Raw genomic sequence first — 20,027 nt, forward strand, 5'->3', positions numbered from 1 at the left:
TTCCCGACTTCAGTGAGGAAATGCAACGCGCCAGTCGGATAAGGAGAAGGATGATGTCAAATGTTTGCACCATTGCCTGGGTCCACGGCCTCGTACAGGGCGTCGGTTTCCGCTACAGCACCCAGCGCGAAGCTCTTCAGCTCGGGCTGACGGGGTATGCGCGTAACATGGATGATGGCAGCGTGGAGGTAGTCGCCTGCGGTGATGCGGATAAGGTTGAGAAGCTGGTGGCGTGGCTAAAAGCGGGCGGACCGCGAAGCGCGCGGGTTGATAAGTTCTTAACGGAACCGCATCAACCCGGCCGGGAATACGCTGACTTCAGTATTCGCTATTAAATGCATTTTACCGGTTTTGGCAGGCCGGCAATTTTTGTCGCCTGTTTTGCCGGGCCTTTCGGAAACAGGCGATACAGATAACGGCTGTTGCCTTTCTCTTCGCCAAACTTATTCGCCATGGCTTTGACCAGCATGCGGATCGCCGGCGACGTGTTGAATTCAAGGTAAAACTCGCGCACAAAGCGCACCACTTCCCAGTGCTCAGGGGAGAGGGTGATTCCTTCGTTTTCCGCAATTTTCTCCGCCAGCGCTTCGCTCCACTGGCGGCTCTCTTTCAGATAACCGTCGTTATCGGTTTCGATCTCTTTGCCTTCAAAACTCAACATAATCATTCACGCGTTAGTCAAAAACCGCATCAGTTTACCAAAAAAACAAAGCCCCGCATAAGCGGGGCCATGTTCATAGCACGGTGGGTTAATCGCGGCTGGCGAAGCCCAGGATGCTCAGCAGGCTGACGAAGATGTTGTACAGCGACACGTACAGGCTCACGGTGGCGCGGATGTAGTTGGTCTCACCGCCGTGAATGATGTTGCTGGTTTCATACAGGATCGCGCCGGATGAAATCAGGATGAACACCGCGCTGATTGCCAGATGCAGAGCAGGCAATTGCAGGAAGATGTTCGCCAGCATACCGACCAGCACAATCACGATACCCGCCATCAGCATACCGCCGAGGAAGGACATGTCCTTACGGGTGGTCAGCACGTAGGCCGAGCAGCAGAAGAACACCAGCGCGGTGCCGCCAAGCGCCATACCGATCACGTCGCCCATTCCGGCAGACAGATAGGCGTTCAGGATTGGCCCCAGGATGTAGCCCAGGAAGCCCGTAAAGGCGAACGCGGAAAGAATACCCACCGGCTTATCCGCGGTTTTATAGGTCAGGAACATCAGACCATACATACCCACCAGCGTCAGGATCAGGCCCGGAGAAGGCAGCATCAGCACGGTGCTGGCCGTCGCAGTGATGGCTGAAAACGCCAGCGTCAGGCTGAGCATGAAATAGGTATTGCGCAGCACCTTATGCGTGCTGAGTAGCGATGTGCGGTCGCGTGAAGAAGAAATTATACGATCCATGAGTCACTCTCTTATGACAGATGTAATTAGCTCAAAGAATAAGAAACGGCGCGGCAGACGCAAAGTGGTTTTACCCATCTTTACTCAACCCCTTAGGGATTATGCTGGTTTTTTCTTCTGAAAAATCGCTAGTCCTCAGAGCGAAGTGCGGTTTGCAAAGCGGATGCAGATCAATCTCTTATAGGTTACTGAAAAATATTGCGTTATTTCCCTAAGGCCGCTAAGAGTTATTTCCGGATCGTCATAAAAACAGACAATAAGGCGAAGGAAATGAAACCACAAACACGCACGCACTTTACGCTCTCTTTGTTAACCGCGGGGATCCTGTGCGCCAGCACGGCAACCTGGGCGGCTAACGTGCCGGCAGGAACCCAGCTGGCAGATAAGCAGGAACTGGTCAGGAACAACGGCAGTGAACCCGCCTCGCTCGACCCGCATAAAGTCGAAAGCGATGTCGAATTTAATATTATCAGCGATTTATTCGACGGGCTGGTCAGCGTCTCTCCAACAGGTGAAATCCAGCCGCGCCTGGCGGAGAAATGGGAAAATAAAGATAACACCGTCTGGACCTTTCATTTGCGTCCGGGCATCACCTGGAGCGATGGAACCCCCATCACCGCAGAAGATATCGTCTGGAGCTGGCAGCGACTGGTCGACCCGAAAACCGTTTCACCGTATGCCAGCTATCCCGGCAGCATGCGTATCGTTAACGGCACCGATATCGCAGAAGGCAAAAAAGCCCCCGAGTCGCTGGGCGTGAAAGCCATCAATGACGCCACGCTGGAAGTTACGCTCACGCAGCCAAATGCCGCTTTCCTGGCGATGCTGGCTCACCCGTCTCTGGTGCCGATAGATAAAGTCCTGGTCGGTCGTTTCGGTGAGAAGTGGACTAAACCGGAGCACTTCGTCAGCAGCGGGGCCTATACGCTGTCACAGTGGGTGGTTAACGAACGCATCGTGGCGGTGCGGAACCCACATTACTGGGATAATGCACATACCGTCATCAACAAGGTGACCTATCTGCCCATCTCCTCTGAAGCCGCAGACGTTAACCGCTACAAAGCGGGGGAAATCGACATTGTTTACACGGTACCGATCAACCAGTTTGCTCAGCTGAAGAAAACGCTGGGGAGCGAGCTGGACGTTTCACCGCAGCTTGCCACCTATTACTATCAGTTCAATACCACCCGGCCGCCGTTCAACGACGCCCGCGTGCGCAGGGCGCTGAACCTGGCGCTGGATAAAGACATTATCGCCGGGAAAGTGTTAGGGCAGGGGCAGCGGCCGGCATGGCTGATCAGCCAGCCGGACATTGGCGGCGTCAAGCTACAGAACCCGGATTACGCCAGCTGGCCGATGGATAAACGCATTGCCGAGGCGAAAAAGCTGCTGGCCGAAGCCGGATTTAACGATAGCCATCCGCTCAGCTTTAATCTCCTCTATAACACCTCGGAATCGCACCAGCGCATTGCGATTGCCGCCAGCTCAATGTGGAAGAAGAACCTCGGCGTGGAGGCGAAGCTGCAAAACCAGGAATGGAAAACCATGCTCGATACCATGCACACCCACAACTTTGACGCGGTGCGCTACGCCTGGATTGCCGATTACGATGATGCGGCAACCTTCCTGAACACCTTCCGTACCGGGGACAGCCAAAACACCACTCAGTACAGCAATCCGGACTACGATCGGGCTTTAGTGAATGCGGCGAAATCGAAAACGGCTCAGGAGCGCGGTAAGTTCTACCAGCAGGCAGAAGATCTGCTGGGACGTGACGTACCGGCGATCCCTGTCTATCACTACGTGCGCACGCACCTGGTGAAACCGTGGGTAGGGGGATTCACGCCGGACAAGCTTGGGTACTACTACACCAAAGATATGTACATCAAAAAGCACTCGGGCTAAGCCGGGGATAGTATGCTGCCAAAATGGCCAATCTGTCGTCAATTCAACCGATTAAACGCATATTGGCTATTTTTAAAGCGAACGAATGCCCGCACTCTTTACAGCGCGCGGTGAGGTGTTTATAGTTCGCCTCACTTAGGAAGCGTGGCCGAGCGGTTGAAGGCACCGGTCTTGAAAACCGGCGACCCGAAAGGGTTCTAGAGTTCGAATCTCTACGCTTCCGCCAAATTCGAAAACCCTGCGATAGCAATATCGCAGGGTTTTTTGCCTTTGCGCCTGGTCTCTGCCATGCCACCCATGCTGTAGCTGATCGTTATCCCGTCGTCGGTCTTGTAGACCTGAGCTTTTACGCACCAGGTGTTCTCGATGTTCGCTGGGGTCAACACCTCTTCGGGCACGCCCATGGCTGATATCTGTCCGGCTTTCAGGAGGATCAGCCGCTGGCAGAAATTGGCCGCAAGACTGAGATCGTGCAACGCAACCACGACGGTAAGCGGCAGGCGCGAAATCAGCCGCATCAGCTCCAGCTGGTGCTGTATGTCCAGGTGGTTTGTCGGCTCATCGAGCAGCAGCACCTGCGGCTGCTGTGCCAGCGCGCGGGCAATCTGGCTTCGCTGACGTTCCCCGCCGGACAAATGCTGCCAGCACCGCTGGCGTAATCCGCCCAGCTGCATCAGGCTTATCGCCTCTTCAACCGCCTCATCATCCTCGCGTGTACTTCTTTGAAACGCCTTTCGGTAAGGGGTACGTCCCAGCCGTACGATTTCTTCGACGGTCAGTTCCCCATCGACTTCAGCATGTTGCGGGACAAACGCCATGTGCTGCGCACGTTTTTTCAGCGGCAACATGTCAAGCGTCGTGCCATTAAGCGCAACACATTCGCTCAGTCGCGGAAACAGCCCGGCAAGACAGCGCAGCAGCGTAGACTTGCCCGAGCCGTTTGGTCCTAACAGGCCGACAATCTGCCCGGATGACAGTTTGAGATCGATCTCCTTAAGCACCGTCTGCGCTTGTCGGGTTACGGTTAACCCGGCCACGGTAATATTCATCTATGCTCCTTCCGGTTCTGATAAAGCAACGCCATAAAGACGGGGGCACCCACCAGCGCAGTCACCACGCCGATGGGCAGCACCTGGTGCACAATCAGCGTGCGCGACACGATATCGGCCAGGATCATAAAGTGTGCGCCAATAAGAAACGTTAGCGGGAGCGTGCGCCGATGGCCCGGACCGCTCAGCATGCGCGTCACATGGGGAATGACCAGCCCCACAAAGCCGACTGCACCAATAGCGCTCACCAGCGTTGCGGTAACGACGGCACAGGTCAGCAACAAAAGAATACGCACGGCGGTGACCGGTATGCCCAGCGTTGTAGAGACCTCATCCCCGAAGGTAAAGGTGTCCAGCGCACGCGAAAAGAGAAGTACCACCAGTAAACCCGCAAGCGTCACGGTCAGGGCCAGCAGCGCGTCCGGCCAGCGCACGCCGCTCAGGCTACCCATTAACCAGAACATAACGCTACGGGACTGCTCGGCATTCGCGGAGGTGCTGACGATATAAGCGGTCATAGCGTTGAAGAGCTGGGTGCCCGCAATGCCGGCCAGCAAAATGCGCGACGGGCTTTCACTCATGCCGTTGGTAATCAGCATGATGAGCGCAAAGGCGGCGCAGGCGCCCACAAACGCACCGCTGCTCACGCCAATCACGCTTCCTCCGATGCCGAGAAGCATCACGCAGACGGCCCCCAGCGAGGCGCCCGCGGAAATGCCCAGCAGATAAGGTTCCGCCAGGGGGTTACGCAGGATCGACTGTAACACCAGCCCGCACAGCGCCAGGCCGCCGCCGCTGCACGCAGCCATCAGCGCCCGGCTCATGCGGTACTGCCAGACGATGCCTTCCTCTGGCTGCGGCAGATCGTATGACGTCAATCCCAGGCCGTTGAGGATCGCTTTTCCGGTAATGGCATACGATACCGGCATATCGCCGAGACTCGCGGCAAAAACCAGCATCAGCGGCAGCGCCAGGAGGCCTGCCGCCAGTAACCCCTGCTGGCGGCGGTCAGTGAAGAAATGACGCATTATTCGTCCTGAAATGAAGCCAGCCGATCGCTGATAAGCTCAACCGCATCGACGTTACGCATTGAAGGGTTTAACGACATCGCCGGCACCACAATAATGTGGTTGTTCCTGACCGCAGGCAGGTTCTTTGTCACCGGGTCACTTCGTAAGAACGCCTGTTTTACCGCAACGTCATCGGCAGGGTAGAGCCTGCGGGACATCTCTGCGATGACAATCACGTCCGGCTGCGATTGGGCAATATGTTCCCACGTTACGGCAGGCCATTCGTCGTGGGAGTCAATAATGTTCTTTAACCCCAGCGTACGGCTGATCCAGCCCGGCGCGCCATAATTTCCCGCCACCCAGGGATCGCCATTCAGACGGCTGCTGGAGAACCAGAAAACGACGCTAAGCGGTTTCGCAAAGACGCGCGCCCGGGCCTTTTCGATACGTGCCGTCAGGGCGCGGTTGAGCTGTTCACCCCGTGCGGAAACATCAAAAATCGTCGCCAGCTCTGTCACTTCCCGCGTGATTTCCGCCAGCGAAAACGGCGCGCTTCGTGCCCCGTCTGCGTTTGACGTTTCCGTCACCGCTTTATCCGTGCAGTCGGCAGGGGAGATCCACGTGTTAATCCCCAGCGACGCAAACTGCTCACGTGTCCCCACTTCGCCCTGCGGACCAATGTGCCAGTGATACTGCGCGAGAACGAGCTCAGGCTTCTGCCCCACTACGGCTTCAAATGATGGTGAGTTATCCGCAAGCCGGGGAAGGTGTTTCCCGGCCTCCGCCAGCGGAGCCGGAAGCTTGCCAAACCAGACCGACGTCGCGGCTATCTTTTTCTCCAGCCCCAGAGCGAGCAGTAATTCTGTTTCATGCTGACCTACGGTCACGACGCGCTGAGGAGCCTTCGCAAAAGTCTGCTTTATGCCGCAATTTTCAACCGTAAGGGGCCAGGAGGTCACTGCAAAAGCGGCAGGCGCAATGGAAAGCAGCGATGCCAGTAATAACCCTTTTTTAAGAAACATAGAACGCAATCCAGTAATTGTTATGTTATAACATAATACATGTATTGTGATTGAGAGCAACCGCAGTTGCCCGCAATGAACTGCATAGCCGGAGACAGGGTGCGTTTAAGGAATTTTACGGGCAGATCGGGTCACAGCTTCTGATCGACAATCGCCGATTTCACCCGGGACATCGCCAGAATGTTTTTAGCGCGCATATTTAATTTTTCGAGGATCTTCACGCGGTAGGTGCTGGTCGTTTTTTGTGACAGTTGCAGCTTTTTTGCAATTTCATGGTTTTCCAGATGAAAAAGCTTCAGCACGTCATATTCGCGTCGCGTAAACGAGTGTGTGCGGAGCGCCCGATAAAATCGCATCAGCTGCTGAAAAGGATGAACGCTAAAATGCATCGATGAATAGATAATATTGTCGATTCTCACCGCGCGATTCGCTTCTATCTCATGCATCAGGACAATGTAATCACGCCTGATTTTTTTGACCTGCTGGATAGTGCTATTGCGTAACGTATCCTGTTCAATCGCAATGATAAAATCCAGCGTCGGATCGACCTCATCAAGATCGTGAATATCTTTCTTATCGCGAATTAAATGGGTGGATGTCATGGCGCTTGAGACCCCGCGGCACAGGTAATAGTTATCACTGATAAAAATAAAATTCATAATTGCCGTTGAATAAAGTCATGGGGACTCACTTATCGCAGTGAGGCTGGGTTAACGGGTGTTGTACGAAAAAAAGTCTAAATCACACCCGGTAAAACTGATAAAAGTAATGAATGTAAAAATAAATGTTTACATTTTAGCCAGACGATGACGAAGAAATCATCTGGGCGGAAGGGAACGACGCAAGATGCTCAAGGTAATGCAATTTCCTGCTTTACATCATGCTCAGAGATGTTTATAGTGCGCCTCACTTTGGAAGCGTGGCCGAGCGGTTGAAGGCACCGGTCTTGAAAACCGGCGACCCGAAAGGGTTCTAGAGTTCGAATCTCTACGCTTCCGCCAAATTCAGAAACCCTGCGATAGCAATATCGCAGGGTTTTTTCGTTATTCCAGCCCCAGCGTATACTGCGCGATTTTGAAGTAGATAATCAGCCCGGTACCGTCGATCAGCGTGGCGATAAACGGCGCGGAGACGACCGCCGGGTCGATTTTGCAGCGTTTCAGTACCATCGGGATCACCGACGAGACGATGGCGCTCCACAGCGTAATGCAGACCAGCGTCAGGCTGACGATAAGCGTGATTTCCATCCCGATCCCCATCATCCAGGCGCGAACGCAGCCCGCCAGACCCAGCGTGGCGGCAATCATCAACGACGTGCTCATCTCTTTGCGCAGCACGCGGCCCACATCGCGAAGGTGGACTTCACCCAACGCCATGGCGCGCACCAGCGTGGAGGTGATCTGCGTTCCGCTGTTCCCGCCCGTGCCAATCAGCAGCGGAATAAAGAACGCCAGCGCAATGGCGGATTCCAGCGCCTCTTCAAAATGCTGGATCACCGAGCTGGTATACGCTTCCGCAACAAACAGCAGCAGCAGCCAGACAGAGCGCTTCTTCCACAGGCTGAAGGCGCTGGTTTCCAGGTAGGGTTTTTCCAGCGGCAGGGTCGCCCCCTGAAGCTGCGCATCTTCGGTGACGTCATCTTCCAGCAGGTGGGCGATTTCGCGCTCGGTGAGGCAGCCCACCAGCTTGCCGTGGGTGACCACCGGCACGACATCCGCACCCGCGTGCGCCAGCACCCCGGCGACATCCGCCCGCTCATCTTCCGGTTTAAGCTGAATAAAATCCGATATCATCAGTCGCTTAACCGGCTGCACGGTATCCGTGGCCTGCAATAATTTGCGAACGGCAATCAAACCCGCCAGGCGACCGTTATCCTCGATAAAAATATGTGAAGGAATATCATCGTCTTTTAATTTTTCGAAAAACTGCTCGCGTGCCAGAGCCACGCATAATGAAATATCGATAACAATAAAATCGGTATTCATATATTGCGCGATGGCGCTGTCATTAAAAGCCGGGTTTTGGTTGTGAATAGCGTAAGACATAGTAAATTCCCTTTGAATAATAAAATCTCTCAGGGGCGAGCAAGACAGGGCATGTCGGAAAGGAGATCCCCACGTCCTGGGTTCAGCACTGTACACCGTATCCCATAAGGGAAGTTATACTGACAAAGCCTTGATTCGACAGTGCCTGTTTTACCCTGTGCCGGTTCTCTCGAACCCACCAGAGCGATAACGTGTATTTGTACAGGAGCCTCGCCATAACGAGATCGTTGTAAAACGTGAGGGATAATACGCTTATTTAAAACCGCTGCTGAGGAATTTTAATAATGTTTAAGAACGGTTTAAAAGAATAGTATTAAACGCATGTTGAGGTTTTATTTAACTGTTTTCTTTTTAAATGGAGAATTCATTTGTTACCGGAGAGAGTGAAATGGCATGGCTGGACACGCTGCTGGATCATTTTGCGCATTATCCGACGCATCTGTTCGCGCTGCTCGTTGTTATGGCGTTGAGTAAATCGACGGTGCTGGTCCCCTCGGTGCTGCCGCCCGCATCGGTCATGCTGATGGCGGGGATAGCCGTCAGCCAGTCGAGTCTGCATCCCGGCATGACGTGGCTGGCGGTGGTGATGGGCGCTACGGCAGGTTCGGTGCTGAATTACCATATCGGCCAGCTAATGGGGCATACCCGGCTGGTGTCACGCCTCACCGCAAAACATGCCGATAAGTTTCTGCGGGTACAGCATCAGCTGCAAAAGAACGGCGTAGTCGCGCTGTTCACGTCGCGTTTCCTGGCGGTGCTGCGCTATATCGTGCCGCTGGCGGCCGGCATGCTCAGGATGAGCGCGATGAAGGTTTACGTCGTTAGCCTGCTGTCAGCCTGCGCATGGGCGGTGCTGTATGTCGGCATCGTCACCGGCATCAGCGTCTGAACGTATTCATCAGTTTGAGAAATGCTTCCCGAAAAAACGGTCACCAGTCTGTCACACTCAGCGTAACGATAAAAACGCATGAGGAAAAAGGGATGAGAAAAGCACTACTCGCTGTCGCCGTGGCAGGAACGCTTTCAGTGACGTTTGGGGCGCAGGCACAGGACGCGCCGGAAGGTTATCAGTTACAACAGGTACTCATCATGAGCCGCCATAACCTGCGCGCGCCGCTCGCCAATAACGGCAGCGTGCTGGAGCAGTCCACGCCGAAGCAGTGGCCGGAATGGGACGTACCCGGTGGACAGCTGACCACCAAAGGCGGCGTGCTGGAAGTGTACATGGGCCACTATATGCGCGAGTGGCTGGCAGAGCAGGGGATGGTGAAGACGGGAGAGTGCCCGCCAGCGGATACCGTCTTTGCCTACGCAAATAGCCTTCAGCGCACCGTGGCGACCGCGCAGTTCTTTATCACCGGCGCGTTCCCGGGGTGCGACGTTCCTGTGCATCATCAGGAAAAAATGGGCACCATGGACCCCACCTTCAATCCGGTCATTACCGATAACTCCCCTGAGTTTCGTGAGAAAGCGCTGAAGGCGATGGAGACGGAACGGCAGAAAATGCAGCTGGATGAGAGTTATAAGTTGCTGGAACAGCTGACAAACTACAGCGACTCGCCGTCCTGCAAGGAGAAAAACGTCTGCTCCCTGACGGAGGCAAAAAATACGTTCAGCGCCGACTATGAAAAAGAGCCGGGCGTATCGGGGCCGCTGAAGGTGGGTAACTCACTGGTGGATGCTTTCACCCTGCAATATTACGAAGGCTTCCCGGCCGATCGGGTGGCCTGGGGAGAGATCAAAACCGATCAGCAGTGGCGGGTGCTGTCGAAGCTGAAAAACGGCTATCAGGATTCGCTGTTTACCTCGACGGAGGTGGCGCAAAACGTGGCGAAACCGCTGGTGAAGTACATTGATAAAACGCTGGTGACCGAACAGGCAAACGCGCCCAGAATCACCCTGCTGGTGGGACATGACTCCAACATCGCCTCGCTGCTGACCGCGCTGGACTTCAGGCCGTATCAGCTGCACGACCAGCAGGAACGCACCCCGATTGGCGGCAAAATTGTTTTCCAGCGCTGGCATGACAAAAACAGCAACCAGGAGCTGATGAAAATTGAGTATGTCTACCAGAGTTCAGCCCAGTTGCGGAACGCCAGCGTACTGTCGCTGCAATCCCCTGCTCAGCGCGTAACGCTGGAGCTGAAGGGGTGTCCGGTTGACGGAAACGGCTTCTGTCCGATTGATAAATTCAATGCGGTGATGAATAACGCGGCGAAATAGAAGAGACCCCCCGCGCGAGCGGGGGGATACGTTCAGACGTTTTTACGTTCGATGGTTTGCTCGCCCCAGAACAGCGAGTCTTTGTCGGTTTTTTCGAAGGCACGAATCAGCACCTCATCGTTGCCTTCTTCCCAAATCTGCTCGGCCAGCTTTTCGTCATAATTGGCGACTTCAAAGATGGCTTCGGCAATCTCCGGAGAGGTATTGCGTAAACTTGCCCATTCGCCCACGTGATGAGCTTTGGATTCTTGAGTTGGCATACTTGTCCTCCTGTTGGGTTAGCCGTTCAGTTTTTTGGCAAGACCCGCGACGTATTCACCCTGGTAGCGGGCGATTGAAAGTTCTTCATTGCTTGGCTGACGTGAACCATCCCCACCGGCAATCGTTGTTGCGCCATAGGGCGTACCCCCACGGACCTGGGAGACATCAAACAGTTCCTGCGCGCCGTAGCCAATCGGCACAATGACCATCCCATGATGCGCAAGCGTTGTCCAGGTGGAAGTGATCGTCTGCTCCTGGCCACCGCCCGTGCCGGTAGAGCTGAACACGCTGGCCAGCTTGCCGTACAGCGCGCCGGAGGCCCATAGCCCGCCTGTCTGGTCGAGGAAGGTGCGCATCTGGCCCGACATATTGCCGAAGCGGGTTGGGGTGCCGAAGATAATGGCATCGTAGTCCGCGAGTTCCTGCGGGGTGGCCACCGGGGCATTTTGTGTTTTCCCGCCGGCTTTGGCGAAGGCTTCCGCCTGCATGGTTTCCGGTACGCGTTTAACCACGACCTCAACGCCGTCTACTCTGTTAGCGCCTTCTGCTACAGCGTGAGCCATGGTTTCAATGTGTCCATACATGGAATAATAGAGCACCAGAACTTTTGCCATTTTGCATCACTCCTCGTTGGTTTTTCTGACAGCGGATCGCTGCGTTACTTTAAAGATATGACATCACGGCCAGACTGCAAAAATGAACGGCATTTATTTGATATATAACAATATCTTCTGTATACGTGCTTTGTAGCAAAATGAAACAACTTTCGCAGCGCGGATTTTTCAAAATATAAGAACGGCTTATGAATAACCCGCGCAATATTTCATACGAAAGGCTGAGATCATGTTGCAGAATATTACCTTTCGCTTGCCGGATAGCCGCATTACACTAAGCTTAACTTCACGCGGCACAGATAAAGGCACTGTCCTTGAGCCGCGAGGTGAAAGAATCCTCTTTTACTGAATGCAATATGATGTCTAATGTTTCACACTCTGGAGGTTAGAGATGGCAAACCATCGTGGTGGTTCAGGTAATTTCGCTGAAGACCGTGAAAGAGCATCAGAAGCAGGTCGTAAAGGTGGCCAGTCCAGCGGGGGCAACTTCAAAAATGACCCTCAGCGCGCATCAGAGGCTGGTAAAAAAGGGGGTAAAAATAGCCACGGCAGCAACAAGTAGTACGCCGGGTTAACTCTCTGCCGCCGGGTTTCCCGGCGGTTTTTTTATGTCTGTCACATTGAACTGTCGCCAAAGGCATCGCACACTACAGGATTGAATCTTCGTGCTGGTGTCTCATGTCCGTTTCCCGTTTTACCTTCTCCATAAAGCCTCAGGAAGCGATCCTGATCCTGATCACCATGTTCTGGGGCGGAACCTTTCTCGCCGTTCAGTACGCGGTCACGCTCAGCGATCCCTTTTTCTTCGTCGGGCTGCGCTTTGCAACGGCGGCCATTGCCGTGGCGCTTATCTCGCTGAAAACCCTGCGCGGGTTGACCCTGCGGGAGCTTAAAGCCGGCGTGGCCATAGGCGTGGCGATTGCCATGGGCTACAGCCTGCAAACGTGGGGACTACAGTCTATCTCCAGCAGTAAATCCGCCTTCATCACCGCCATGTACGTGCCGCTGGTGCCGCTATTGCAGTGGCTGTGCCTCGGCAGGATCCCGGGCCTGATGTCGTGCATCGGCATCGTGCTGGCGTTCATCGGTCTGATTTTATTAGCCGGGCCGGAAAATAATCTGCTGGCGCTGGGGCCGGGGGAGATCATCACCCTGGTGGGGGCCGTTGCCATTGCGGCAGAAATTATTCTGATTAGCGTCTGGGCAGGAAAAGTGGACGTCAAGCGGGTGACCGTTGTGCAGCTTGCCACCGCGTCGCTGGTGGCGTTCGCGACAATGGTACCGGCGGGGGAGTCTGTCCCGCCGATGTCCACCGGACTGATCGTGGTGGCGCTGGGACTGGGCATTTTCAGCGCCATTATTCAGGTCACCATGAACTGGGCGCAGCGCAGCGTGTCGCCGACGCGGGCGACGGTCATTTACACCGGTGAACCGGTGTGGGCGGGGATATTCGGGCGTATTGCCGGGGAGCGTCTGCCGCTGCTGGCGCTGTTGGGCGCGGCGTTTATTATCGCCGGGGTGCTGGTGAGTGAGTTGAAGTTAAAAAAACGACGTAAGGCGACTGCCGGATTGAGCGCTGAACAAGGGGCTGATAGCTAACAATGCGCATTCTGCCCGTTTAGCCCGGCGGCGCTTCGCTTGCACGGGCCTACAATTGGCATGTAGGCCGGATAAGCGTAGCGTCACCCGGCTATTTCAGGTTCAGGGGGTGATGGCTTCCGCTTGCGGTACATCCCTTTTCCGGCGGCAAAGCAGGGCGTTGAGCAGGATCGCGCCGAACGTCGCCGTGCCAATCCCGCCAACCGTAAATCCGCCCAGCGTCAGGGCGAAATCCCCCGCACCCAGCACCAGCGTCACCGCCACCATGATCAGGTTACCGTTCTGGCTCAGGTCAACATGGTTCTGCACCCAGATGCGTGCTCCCGCGACGGCAATCAGACCAAATACCACAATCGAGGCGCCGCCAATGACGGGGGCCGGAATGGTGTGGATCAGCGCGCCGAATTTCGGTGAGAAGCCTAGCAGCATCGCCATGACCGCTGCCGCCACGAAAACCAGCGTGGAGTAGACTTTGGTCACGGCCATGACGCCGATATTTTCCGCGTAGGTCGTGACGCCGCTGCCGCCGACCGAGCCGGAGAGCATGGTCGCCAGACCGTCGCCCACAAACGCCCGTCCCATATACGGGTCCATATTGCGCCCGGTCATTCCCGCTACGGCTTTCAGGTGACCCAGGTTTTCAGCCACCAGAATCACTGCGACAGGCGCGATGAGCATCATCGCCTGAGCGTTAAAGGTAGGCGAGCTCAGCTGCGGCATGCCGAACCAGGCGGCCTGATGAATCAGCGTGAAATCGACCGGCTTGCCAAGACCGAACGCGTTCGTCAGCAGCGCGTAGATCAGACAGGCCGCAATCAGCCCGACCAGGATCAGCAGCCGCTGGAACATCCCGCGCGTAAAGACCGCCACCACGCCGATGCACAGCACCGTCATCACCGCCATCCAGCTTTCAAACGGCGAGCCGGAAACGCTCTTCACCGCTATCGGCGCCAGGTTCAGGCCAATCGCCATCACCACCGCCCCGGTGACGACGGGGGGCATCATCCGCTCGATCCAGCGCGTGCCGACTTTCATTACCACCAGACCGGTCAGGGTGTAGACCAGCCCGCAGGCGATAATGCCGCCGAGGGCCACGCTCAGGTTGGGGTTAATGCCCTGGCCGTTAAATCCGGTCGCTGCAATGACCACCCCCACGAAGGCGGCGCTGGAGCCCAGATAGCTGGGCACGCGCCCGCCGGTGACAAAAAAGAACAGCAGGGTACCGATACCCGACATCAAAATGGCGAGGTTAGGATCCAGCCCCATCAGCATGGGCATCAGCACCGTCGCGCCAAACATCGCGACCGCATGCTGTACGCCCATCACCATCGTCTGCCCGAGCGGGAGCCTTTCATCCGGCGCGACCACGCCTGCGTCTGTGGAGGTCGATTTCAACTGCCAGTGGGGAAGTCCGAACATGATCTGTCTCCTCGTACGGGTTAACAGGCGGGTCGCATAAGCGCGTGGTAGCCGCGGTCGAACCACACCAGCCCTTGCGGCGCAGGGTGGCGAACAATGGACACAATGTCGCAGAACAGAATGTCGTGGGTGCCGACGCTGACCACCTGGCTGATGCGGCAGTCGAACGAGGCCAGCGCCGCCTCCAGACGCGGACAGCCCGTCTCACCCGTCTGCCATTGCGCGGCGGCAAAGCGTTCCTCCATCGGGGTTTTGCCGCCAAAAAGAGTGGATAACGGCTCCTGTCCGGCGCTGAGCGTGTTTACGCACAGGGTGCGGTTTTCGCTAAACGTCGGCCAGACGGACGCGCCGCGGTTGAGGCAAACCAGCAGCGTCGGCGGCGAATCGGTCACGCTGCATACCGCGCTGGCGGTAAAGCCCGCCATTCCCGCCGGGCCGTTGGTAGTGATGATATTGACCGCCGCACCGACGCAGGCCATGGCGTCGCGGAACGTTTGTTGGTCGGGTGTCGTCATGATGGCTCCTTACGCCAGCCCGCAGGCATCTTCGAAGGTCAGACGCGGTAAGCGTCCATAGACTTTGCTCATATCGCCATAGCCGATGTTGATCAGCAGGTTGCTTTTCAGCAGCGTGCCGGTGAAAAAAGCATCGTCGACCTTTTGCCGGTCAAAGCCGGACATCGGCCCGGTGTCCAGCCCCAGCGCGCGGCAGGCGAAAATCAGGTAGGCGGCCTGCATTGCGCTGTTGCGAAAGGCCGTTTCTTCGGCGTGTGCGGGGCTGGAGGTAAACCAACGCTTTGCATCGGCGTGCGGAAACAGTTCGGGCAGGCGCTCATAGAATTCGCTATCCCAGGCGACAATCGCCGTGACCGGGGCAGTGAGCGTTTTTTCCAGGTTGCCGCTGGAGAGCGCCGGGCGCAGCTTCGCTTTCCCCTCAGCGCTTCGCACAAAGACAATGCGCGCCGGTGAGCAATTGGCAGACGTTGGGCCCCATTTCATCAGGTCATATATCTCGCGCAGCGTCTCGTCGCTGACCGGTATATCCAGCCAGCCGTTATGGGTGCGCGCGCCGGTAAACAGCGTTTCCAGCGCGGCGGGCGTAATGGCTTCGCTCATTAAAACTCCTTACAAAGCGGGTTCAGGGCTGTGCAGCAGGCTGGCAAGCCCGTTCAGCAGCAGGGTGTTAAAGGTGTCCGGCTCGGTCACGTTGCAGGCATGCCCGCCCTGGCGCATAACCGTTTTACGGGCATGCGGAAGGGCGGCGTGCAGTTCAGCAGAGCAGACGGACGGCACCAGCAGATCGTCGGTGGAACAGATAATCTGCACGGGGCAGCGAACGCGTTCAGCGTGGCGGCTAAAATCGGCCTGTTTCAGCGCATGCAGCCGGCGCAGCAGGTTGGCTTTGCCCTGAAAATGGGCCAGCGCCAGCGCTTCTTCGGCCTCCAGGCGCGGGGCGCGGGCGGCCATCCAGTCTGCCGGGTAGAGGAAAAGCGGCTGCGCCTCGACCCACGCCTGTGCGCCACCCGCATGCAGCAGGCGTTCGCGAACCTCAAAACAGCGGCGGGTATGGGCATTGAGGGTCAGCCAGCCGTTGACGCAGACCAGCGCGGTAAGGGCGTCGGGCTTATCGATGGCCAGCCGCAGGCCCACCAATGCCCCCAGCGCGTGGCCCACCACGCAGTAACGGGCGAACCCGGCCCCGGCTAACGCCAGCGCAAGCTCGTCGGCCATCTGCGCCAGGGTGTAGTCTTCCGGCAGGGTATCCGGGTTATTTCCCGTGCCCCGCTGGTCATAGCACACCACCTGATACTCTTGCCCCAGCACGGCGAGCTGGGGCAGCCAGTAGCTCCCGCTGCCGCCGAGCCCGGCAATCAGCACCACCACGGGCGCGCCCTCGAAGGGGGGCGGTGAAATGGACAGTTTCATGGCCGCCTCACTGTGCAATGTGCGCCACGGTGGCGATTTCAACCAGCGCGTCCGGCTTCACCAGCCCGCACTGAATGCAAAACCGCGCCGGTTTATCGCCGGGGAAAAACTCCGCGTAGATTTCATTAATCGCGGCGTAGTTTTTCCAGTCGGTGATAAAGATGCTGTTGAAGGTCACGTCCTCCATGGTGCCACCCGCCGTTTCGATCACGGTTTTGATCGTCTCCAGCACGTGGCGGGTTTGCGCCTTTGGGTCGTTGATAAACACCACGTTGTTGTCTTTATCAAAGGGCAGCGTGCCTGAGACATACACCACGCCGTCGGCGAGGGTGCCGGGAACGAACGGGGCAATCGGAGTGCTGGTGCCCGGCGGAATAATCACGGATTTCGGCATAGCGGTTCTCCTCAGGCGATACGGGCGAGCGGGGGATCCAGCGCGTCGCAGAAATTATTGACGTTACTGACCCAGCCAAAAAAGGTTTCAATATTGAACAGGGCGGCTTTCTGGGCGAAATCCGGTCCGGCCTGATGGGTGGCGTCTTCCAGCACCACGCCAAAATACTCGAGGAAAAAGCCGTCGCGCAGGGTCGACTCCACGCACACGTTGGTGGCAATGCCCGTAAAGACCAGATGACGAATGCCCCGGCTGCGCAGCAGGCTGTCGAGCGGGGTATTGAAAAAGCCGCTGTAGCGCGGTTTCGGCAGCACGATATCGCCAGCTTCCGGTACCAGCTCATCCACCAGCTGATAATCCCAGCCGCCTTTCGCCAGCAGCGTGCCCTGGAGTTCAGGCCGTTTGCGCATGGTTTTCAGGGCGTTGGATTTGTGAAAGTTGGGTGAGCCGGGGCCGCCGGCTTCGACGTACTGGTCGTCCCAGCCGTTCTGGAACCAGACGATGAGCATGCCCGCAGCGCGCGCGGCGTGCACGGCGGTTTTGATGTTCTCGATCACTGGCCGCGTGGCGGAGACGTCAAACCCCGCCAGATCGAGATAACCGCCTTTACTGGCGTAGGCGTTTTGCATGTCCACCACGATCAGCGCGCTCTGCTGCGGCGCAAAGGTGATAACTTCCGGGCGAGCGTTTAACGTCGTCATTACGCCACCTCCTTCGTGACGGCAGGGATGTGGGCGCGGCACTGCATAAGCGGCTGAATGCGCTCGCCGAAGGTTTCCACGCCGCTAAGAAAATCATCGAAGGTCAGCAGCACGCCTTCCGCGCCGGGCACGGCAGCCACTTCATCGAGCATTCTGGCGACGCTGGCATACGAGCCCACCAGGGTGCCCATGTTGATATTGACGGCGGAGGTCGGGTCGGCCATCTGGCGCACGTTGGTGTCCGCGCCGGAGCGGGTGTCTTTCTGACTCTGCTCGGTAAGCCAGCTCAGGGCGTCGTCGTCAGCGCCGTCCTTGTACAGCTCCCATTTGGCGCGTGCGGCGTCGTCGGTTTCGTCGGCAATGACCATGAACAGCACGTACGAGCCCACGTCGCGCCCGGTTTTGTCGGCGGCCTCTTTCATGCGCGCGGCGGTCGGGGCGAAGGCGGCAGGGGTGTTAACGCCTTTGCCGAAGCAGAAGTTGAAGTCAGCATATTTCGCGGAGAATTCCATCCCCGCGTCGCTCTGCCCGGCGCAGATCACCTTCATCGGCACCGACGGCTGCGGGCTGACGCGGCAGTCGTTCATGGTGAAGAAGTCGCCTTTGAAGTCGCTTTTGCCGGTGCCCCACAGATCGCGCAGCACCTGTACGTATTCGGTCAGGTAGTCGTAGCGGCGGGAGAAGTAATCATCCCCCGGCCAGAGCCCCATCTGCTCGTACTCCGGCTTTTGCCAGCCGGTGACCAGGTTAACGCCAAAGCGTCCGCCGGAAATGGAGTCAATGGTGGAGGCCATCCGCGCCACGATCGCCGGGGGCAGGGTGAGGGTGGCGGCGGTGGCGTAAATCTGGATGCGGGAGGTTACCGCCGCCAGGCCCGCCATCAGGGTAAAGGACTCCAGGTTATGGTCCCAGAATTCGGTCTTGCCGCCGAAACCGCGCAGCTTAATCATCGAGAGCGCAAAATCGAAATGGTAGTGTTCCGCCTTCTGCACGATAGCTTTGTTCAGCTCAAAGGTCGGCATGTACTGCGGGGCAGTGGTCGAGATAAGCCAGCCGTTGTTGCCGATCGGTACAAATACGCCAATTTTCATCACTAACCTCTCTTCATTACGTCGCAGGTGTAACGGCGTTTTTGCAAAGGGAGTGCCAGTTTTAAAATCTGCTTTGTTATTAATGTGTTAACTATTAGGTGATTAACTGGGTGCTAAAAATGTGGACTGACTGGTCAAAAACATTGCACAGAAAACAGGCGCTCATGCGCGATGGGAGTGCAGAAGGTCGTGGCGAGGCGGGGGTTTTGCTATGCTGAGCGCAGGAAAGAAAATGGAGAGCGGAAATGACACAAGGCGCAGTGAAAACACCCGGAAAACGTTCGCAGGCGGTGAGCGCCAAGAAACAGGCGATCCTCAGCGCCGCGCTGGAGACCTTTTCGCAGTTTGGTATTCACGGGACGCGTCTTGAGCAGGTGGCCGAGCAGGCCGGGGTCTCCAAGACCAATCTGCTCTACTACTACCCGTCGAAAGAGGCGCTGTATGTGGCGGTGATGCAGCAGATCCTCGATATCTGGCTCGCGCCGCTCAAGGCATTTCGCGAAGAGCTGGCCCCGCTGGTGGCGATCGAGGAGTACATACGCCTGAAGCTGGAGGTGTCGCGTGATTATCCGCAGGCATCCAGGCTGTTCTGTCTGGAGATGTTACAGGGCGCGCCGCTGTTGCAGGCGGAACTGACCGGCGATTTAAAGCAGCTGGTGGACGAAAAGTCGGCCATTATTGCCGGATGGGTCGCCAGCGGAAAGCTGGCGCCGGTCGACCCTCAGCATCTGATCTTTATGATCTGGGCCGCTACCCAGCACTACGCTGACTTCGCGGCCCAGGTTGAGGCGGTGACCGGTAAAACGCTTCAGGACGAGGCATTTTTCCAGAGCACCCTCGAAAACGTGCAGCGGATGATTATCGAAGGGATCCGGGCGCGTTAATTGCCCGGCGGGAGAGGGCAGCTTAGGTCGCCCTCTTCACACTGCATGAGTGAGGCCAGAAACGCTTCACGCTCCACGGTTTTCTCCGCCAGGCACTGGTTTACAATCATTGGCTGAACGCTCCCGCCTTCCGTGCCCGAACCGATAAACGCGCAGTCCGCGTCGCGCAGGCTAATCCACGCCTGCTGCGCCTTTTTCAGCAGGTCGCGCTGGGGTGCTGCCGCCCTCTTGATGGCGGCCTGATACGTCTCGTTAAGCTTTTTATCGGCGGCCTGATACTGCTGCGCGCTACAGGTGTTCAGTTCAAGCTGCGTAGTGGCGTTGTCGCACTCGTTGGCCAGCGCGCTGGTGCTGAGCAACAGTGCTGCCCCTGCGAGAAATACTCTTTTCATCATCCCCTCCATGTAAAAAAGCCGGATGCGCTGTGCTTATCCGGCCTGCGGTTATTGTGCAGCCCCGGTAAGCGTAGCGCCACC

The 20,027-nt window shown here is 56.9% G+C and carries 24 protein-coding genes, 2 tRNA genes and 1 riboswitch; of the genes, 9 read left to right on the forward strand and 17 right to left on the reverse strand.

Features of this window, described 5'->3' with window-relative positions; translation table 11 throughout:
• Positions 1-53: 53 nt before the first annotated feature.
• A complete protein-coding gene (gene yccX / locus INF58_RS13175; RefSeq protein WP_193527881.1) occupies positions 54-335 on the forward strand; it encodes an acylphosphatase in 282 nt (93 codons plus the stop codon).
• Here the strand turns inward: yccX and tusE are convergent.
• Together tusE and yccA are read right to left on the reverse strand one after the other, a co-directional pair.
• Positions 332-661: a sulfurtransferase TusE gene (gene tusE, locus INF58_RS13180; protein WP_193035300.1), complete on the reverse strand. Its 330-nt coding sequence runs from the start codon at positions 659-661 to the stop codon at positions 332-334. The two genes, yccX and tusE, sit on opposite strands and share 4 nt — an antisense overlap.
• An 88-nt stretch (positions 662-749) precedes the next feature.
• Entirely contained in the window at positions 750-1,409 is a 660-nt protein-coding gene (yccA, locus tag INF58_RS13185; protein ID WP_047726838.1) for an FtsH protease modulator YccA, read from the reverse strand.
• 270 nt (positions 1,410-1,679) lie between these two features.
• Here yccA and INF58_RS13190 point away from each other — a divergent pair, with 270 nt between their 5' ends.
• Positions 1,680-3,314 (forward strand): ABC transporter substrate-binding protein, encoded by a 1,635-nt coding sequence (locus tag INF58_RS13190; RefSeq protein WP_193527842.1) that lies wholly within the window; start codon positions 1,680-1,682, stop codon positions 3,312-3,314.
• Between the two features lie 138 nt (positions 3,315-3,452).
• Positions 3,453-3,540, forward strand: a tRNA-Ser gene (locus INF58_RS13195).
• Here the strand turns inward: INF58_RS13195 and INF58_RS13200 are convergent.
• The 4 genes from INF58_RS13200 to INF58_RS13215 form a co-directional block, all read right to left on the reverse strand.
• Positions 3,527-4,363, reverse strand: coding sequence for an ABC transporter ATP-binding protein (locus tag INF58_RS13200; RefSeq protein ID WP_193527843.1), 837 nt, complete (start codon positions 4,361-4,363; stop codon positions 3,527-3,529). The genes INF58_RS13195 and INF58_RS13200 overlap by 14 nt on opposite strands.
• Positions 4,360-5,391 carry an iron ABC transporter permease gene (locus INF58_RS13205; RefSeq protein WP_112792849.1) on the reverse strand — a complete coding sequence of 344 codons (1,032 nt, stop codon included), beginning with the start codon at positions 5,389-5,391 and terminating at the stop codon, positions 4,360-4,362. Before INF58_RS13205 ends, INF58_RS13200 begins: the two co-directional genes overlap by 4 nt.
• Positions 5,391-6,395 carry an ABC transporter substrate-binding protein gene (locus INF58_RS13210; RefSeq protein ID WP_193527844.1) on the reverse strand — a complete coding sequence of 335 codons (1,005 nt, stop codon included), beginning with the start codon at positions 6,393-6,395 and terminating at the stop codon, positions 5,391-5,393. Before INF58_RS13210 ends, INF58_RS13205 begins: the two co-directional genes overlap by 1 nt.
• 131 nt (positions 6,396-6,526) lie before the next feature.
• Positions 6,527-6,997 carry a LuxR C-terminal-related transcriptional regulator gene (locus INF58_RS13215; RefSeq protein WP_226842023.1) on the reverse strand — a complete coding sequence of 157 codons (471 nt, stop codon included), beginning with the start codon at positions 6,995-6,997 and terminating at the stop codon, positions 6,527-6,529.
• Between the two features lie 311 nt (positions 6,998-7,308).
• Between INF58_RS13215 and INF58_RS13220 the strand changes: the two genes are divergently transcribed.
• Positions 7,309-7,396: transfer RNA gene (locus tag INF58_RS13220), tRNA-Ser, on the forward strand.
• Positions 7,397-7,438: 42 nt separating this feature from the next.
• On the opposite strand, the gene INF58_RS13225 is transcribed toward INF58_RS13220, so the two are convergent.
• Positions 7,439-8,440 carry a magnesium transporter gene (locus tag INF58_RS13225; RefSeq protein ID WP_102749645.1) on the reverse strand — a complete coding sequence of 334 codons (1,002 nt, stop codon included), beginning with the start codon at positions 8,438-8,440 and terminating at the stop codon, positions 7,439-7,441.
• Positions 8,441-8,500: 60 nt separating this feature from the next.
• Positions 8,501-8,670: riboswitch (M-box (ykoK) riboswitch) on the reverse strand.
• Between the two features lie 158 nt (positions 8,671-8,828).
• Here INF58_RS13225 and INF58_RS13230 point away from each other — a divergent pair.
• Positions 8,829-9,329 carry a DedA family protein gene (locus INF58_RS13230; RefSeq protein WP_193527845.1) on the forward strand — a complete coding sequence of 167 codons (501 nt, stop codon included), beginning with the start codon at positions 8,829-8,831 and terminating at the stop codon, positions 9,327-9,329.
• Positions 9,330-9,421: 92 nt separating this feature from the next.
• Positions 9,422-10,663: a bifunctional glucose-1-phosphatase/inositol phosphatase gene (gene agp, locus INF58_RS13235; protein WP_193527846.1), complete on the forward strand. Its 1,242-nt coding sequence runs from the start codon at positions 9,422-9,424 to the stop codon at positions 10,661-10,663.
• Between the two features lie 32 nt (positions 10,664-10,695).
• On the opposite strand, the gene INF58_RS13240 is transcribed toward agp, so the two are convergent.
• Both INF58_RS13240 and wrbA read right to left on the reverse strand, forming a co-directional pair.
• The gene (locus INF58_RS13240) at positions 10,696-10,923 is read right to left on the reverse strand and encodes a YccJ family protein (RefSeq protein ID WP_028012649.1); all 228 of its coding nucleotides are present in this window, start codon (positions 10,921-10,923) and stop codon (positions 10,696-10,698) included.
• 18 nt (positions 10,924-10,941) lie between these two features.
• Positions 10,942-11,538, reverse strand: coding sequence for an NAD(P)H:quinone oxidoreductase (gene wrbA, locus INF58_RS13245; protein ID WP_006809323.1), 597 nt, complete (start codon positions 11,536-11,538; stop codon positions 10,942-10,944).
• 391 nt (positions 11,539-11,929) lie between these two features.
• Between wrbA and INF58_RS13250 the strand changes: the two genes are divergently transcribed.
• The gene (locus INF58_RS13250) at positions 11,930-12,100 is read left to right on the forward strand and encodes a general stress protein (RefSeq protein WP_001273664.1); all 171 of its coding nucleotides are present in this window, start codon (positions 11,930-11,932) and stop codon (positions 12,098-12,100) included.
• A 116-nt stretch (positions 12,101-12,216) separates the two neighbouring features.
• The gene (locus tag INF58_RS13255; RefSeq protein WP_193527847.1) at positions 12,217-13,137 is read left to right on the forward strand and encodes a DMT family transporter; all 921 of its coding nucleotides are present in this window, start codon (positions 12,217-12,219) and stop codon (positions 13,135-13,137) included.
• Positions 13,138-13,239: 102 nt separating this feature from the next.
• On the opposite strand, the gene rutG is transcribed toward INF58_RS13255, so the two are convergent.
• The 7 genes from rutG to rutA are packed head-to-tail and all read right to left on the reverse strand — an operon-like array spanning position 13,240 to position 18,667.
• Positions 13,240-14,556 carry a pyrimidine utilization transport protein G gene (gene rutG, locus INF58_RS13260; RefSeq protein ID WP_193527848.1) on the reverse strand — a complete coding sequence of 439 codons (1,317 nt, stop codon included), beginning with the start codon at positions 14,554-14,556 and terminating at the stop codon, positions 13,240-13,242.
• A gap of 20 nt (positions 14,557-14,576) precedes the next feature.
• A complete protein-coding gene (gene rutF, locus INF58_RS13265; protein ID WP_193527849.1) occupies positions 14,577-15,071 on the reverse strand; it encodes an NADH-dependent FMN reductase RutF in 495 nt (164 codons plus the stop codon).
• Between the two features lie 9 nt (positions 15,072-15,080).
• Positions 15,081-15,671 (reverse strand): malonic semialdehyde reductase, encoded by a 591-nt coding sequence (locus INF58_RS13270; protein WP_063449118.1) that lies wholly within the window; start codon positions 15,669-15,671, stop codon positions 15,081-15,083.
• A 9-nt stretch (positions 15,672-15,680) separates the two neighbouring features.
• Entirely contained in the window at positions 15,681-16,481 is an 801-nt protein-coding gene (rutD, locus tag INF58_RS13275) for a pyrimidine utilization protein D (protein WP_193527850.1), read from the reverse strand.
• A gap of 7 nt (positions 16,482-16,488) precedes the next feature.
• Positions 16,489-16,875, reverse strand: coding sequence for a pyrimidine utilization protein C (gene rutC, locus INF58_RS13280; RefSeq protein WP_063449116.1), 387 nt, complete (start codon positions 16,873-16,875; stop codon positions 16,489-16,491).
• An 11-nt stretch (positions 16,876-16,886) separates the two neighbouring features.
• The gene (gene rutB / locus INF58_RS13285; RefSeq protein ID WP_193527851.1) at positions 16,887-17,576 is read right to left on the reverse strand and encodes a pyrimidine utilization protein B; all 690 of its coding nucleotides are present in this window, start codon (positions 17,574-17,576) and stop codon (positions 16,887-16,889) included.
• Positions 17,576-18,667, reverse strand: a complete 1,092-nt coding sequence (gene rutA / locus INF58_RS13290; protein ID WP_193527852.1) for a pyrimidine utilization protein A — start codon at positions 18,665-18,667, stop codon at positions 17,576-17,578. The genes rutB and rutA overlap by 1 nt, the downstream gene beginning before the upstream one ends.
• Before the next feature lie 245 nt (positions 18,668-18,912).
• Between rutA and rutR the strand changes: the two genes are divergently transcribed.
• The gene (gene rutR, locus INF58_RS13295) at positions 18,913-19,551 is read left to right on the forward strand and encodes an HTH-type transcriptional regulator RutR (RefSeq protein ID WP_193527853.1); all 639 of its coding nucleotides are present in this window, start codon (positions 18,913-18,915) and stop codon (positions 19,549-19,551) included.
• Here rutR and INF58_RS13300 read toward each other — a convergent pair.
• Positions 19,548-19,943: a lysozyme inhibitor LprI family protein gene (locus INF58_RS13300; protein ID WP_063866323.1), complete on the reverse strand. Its 396-nt coding sequence runs from the start codon at positions 19,941-19,943 to the stop codon at positions 19,548-19,550. The two genes, rutR and INF58_RS13300, sit on opposite strands and share 4 nt — an antisense overlap.
• Positions 19,944-20,027 lie beyond the last annotated feature (84 nt).

Origin of the sequence: Enterobacter cloacae complex sp. P24RS (assembly GCF_014982165.1) — a bacterium.
Taxonomy (GTDB): Bacteria; Pseudomonadota; Gammaproteobacteria; order Enterobacterales; family Enterobacteriaceae; genus Enterobacter; species Enterobacter quasihormaechei.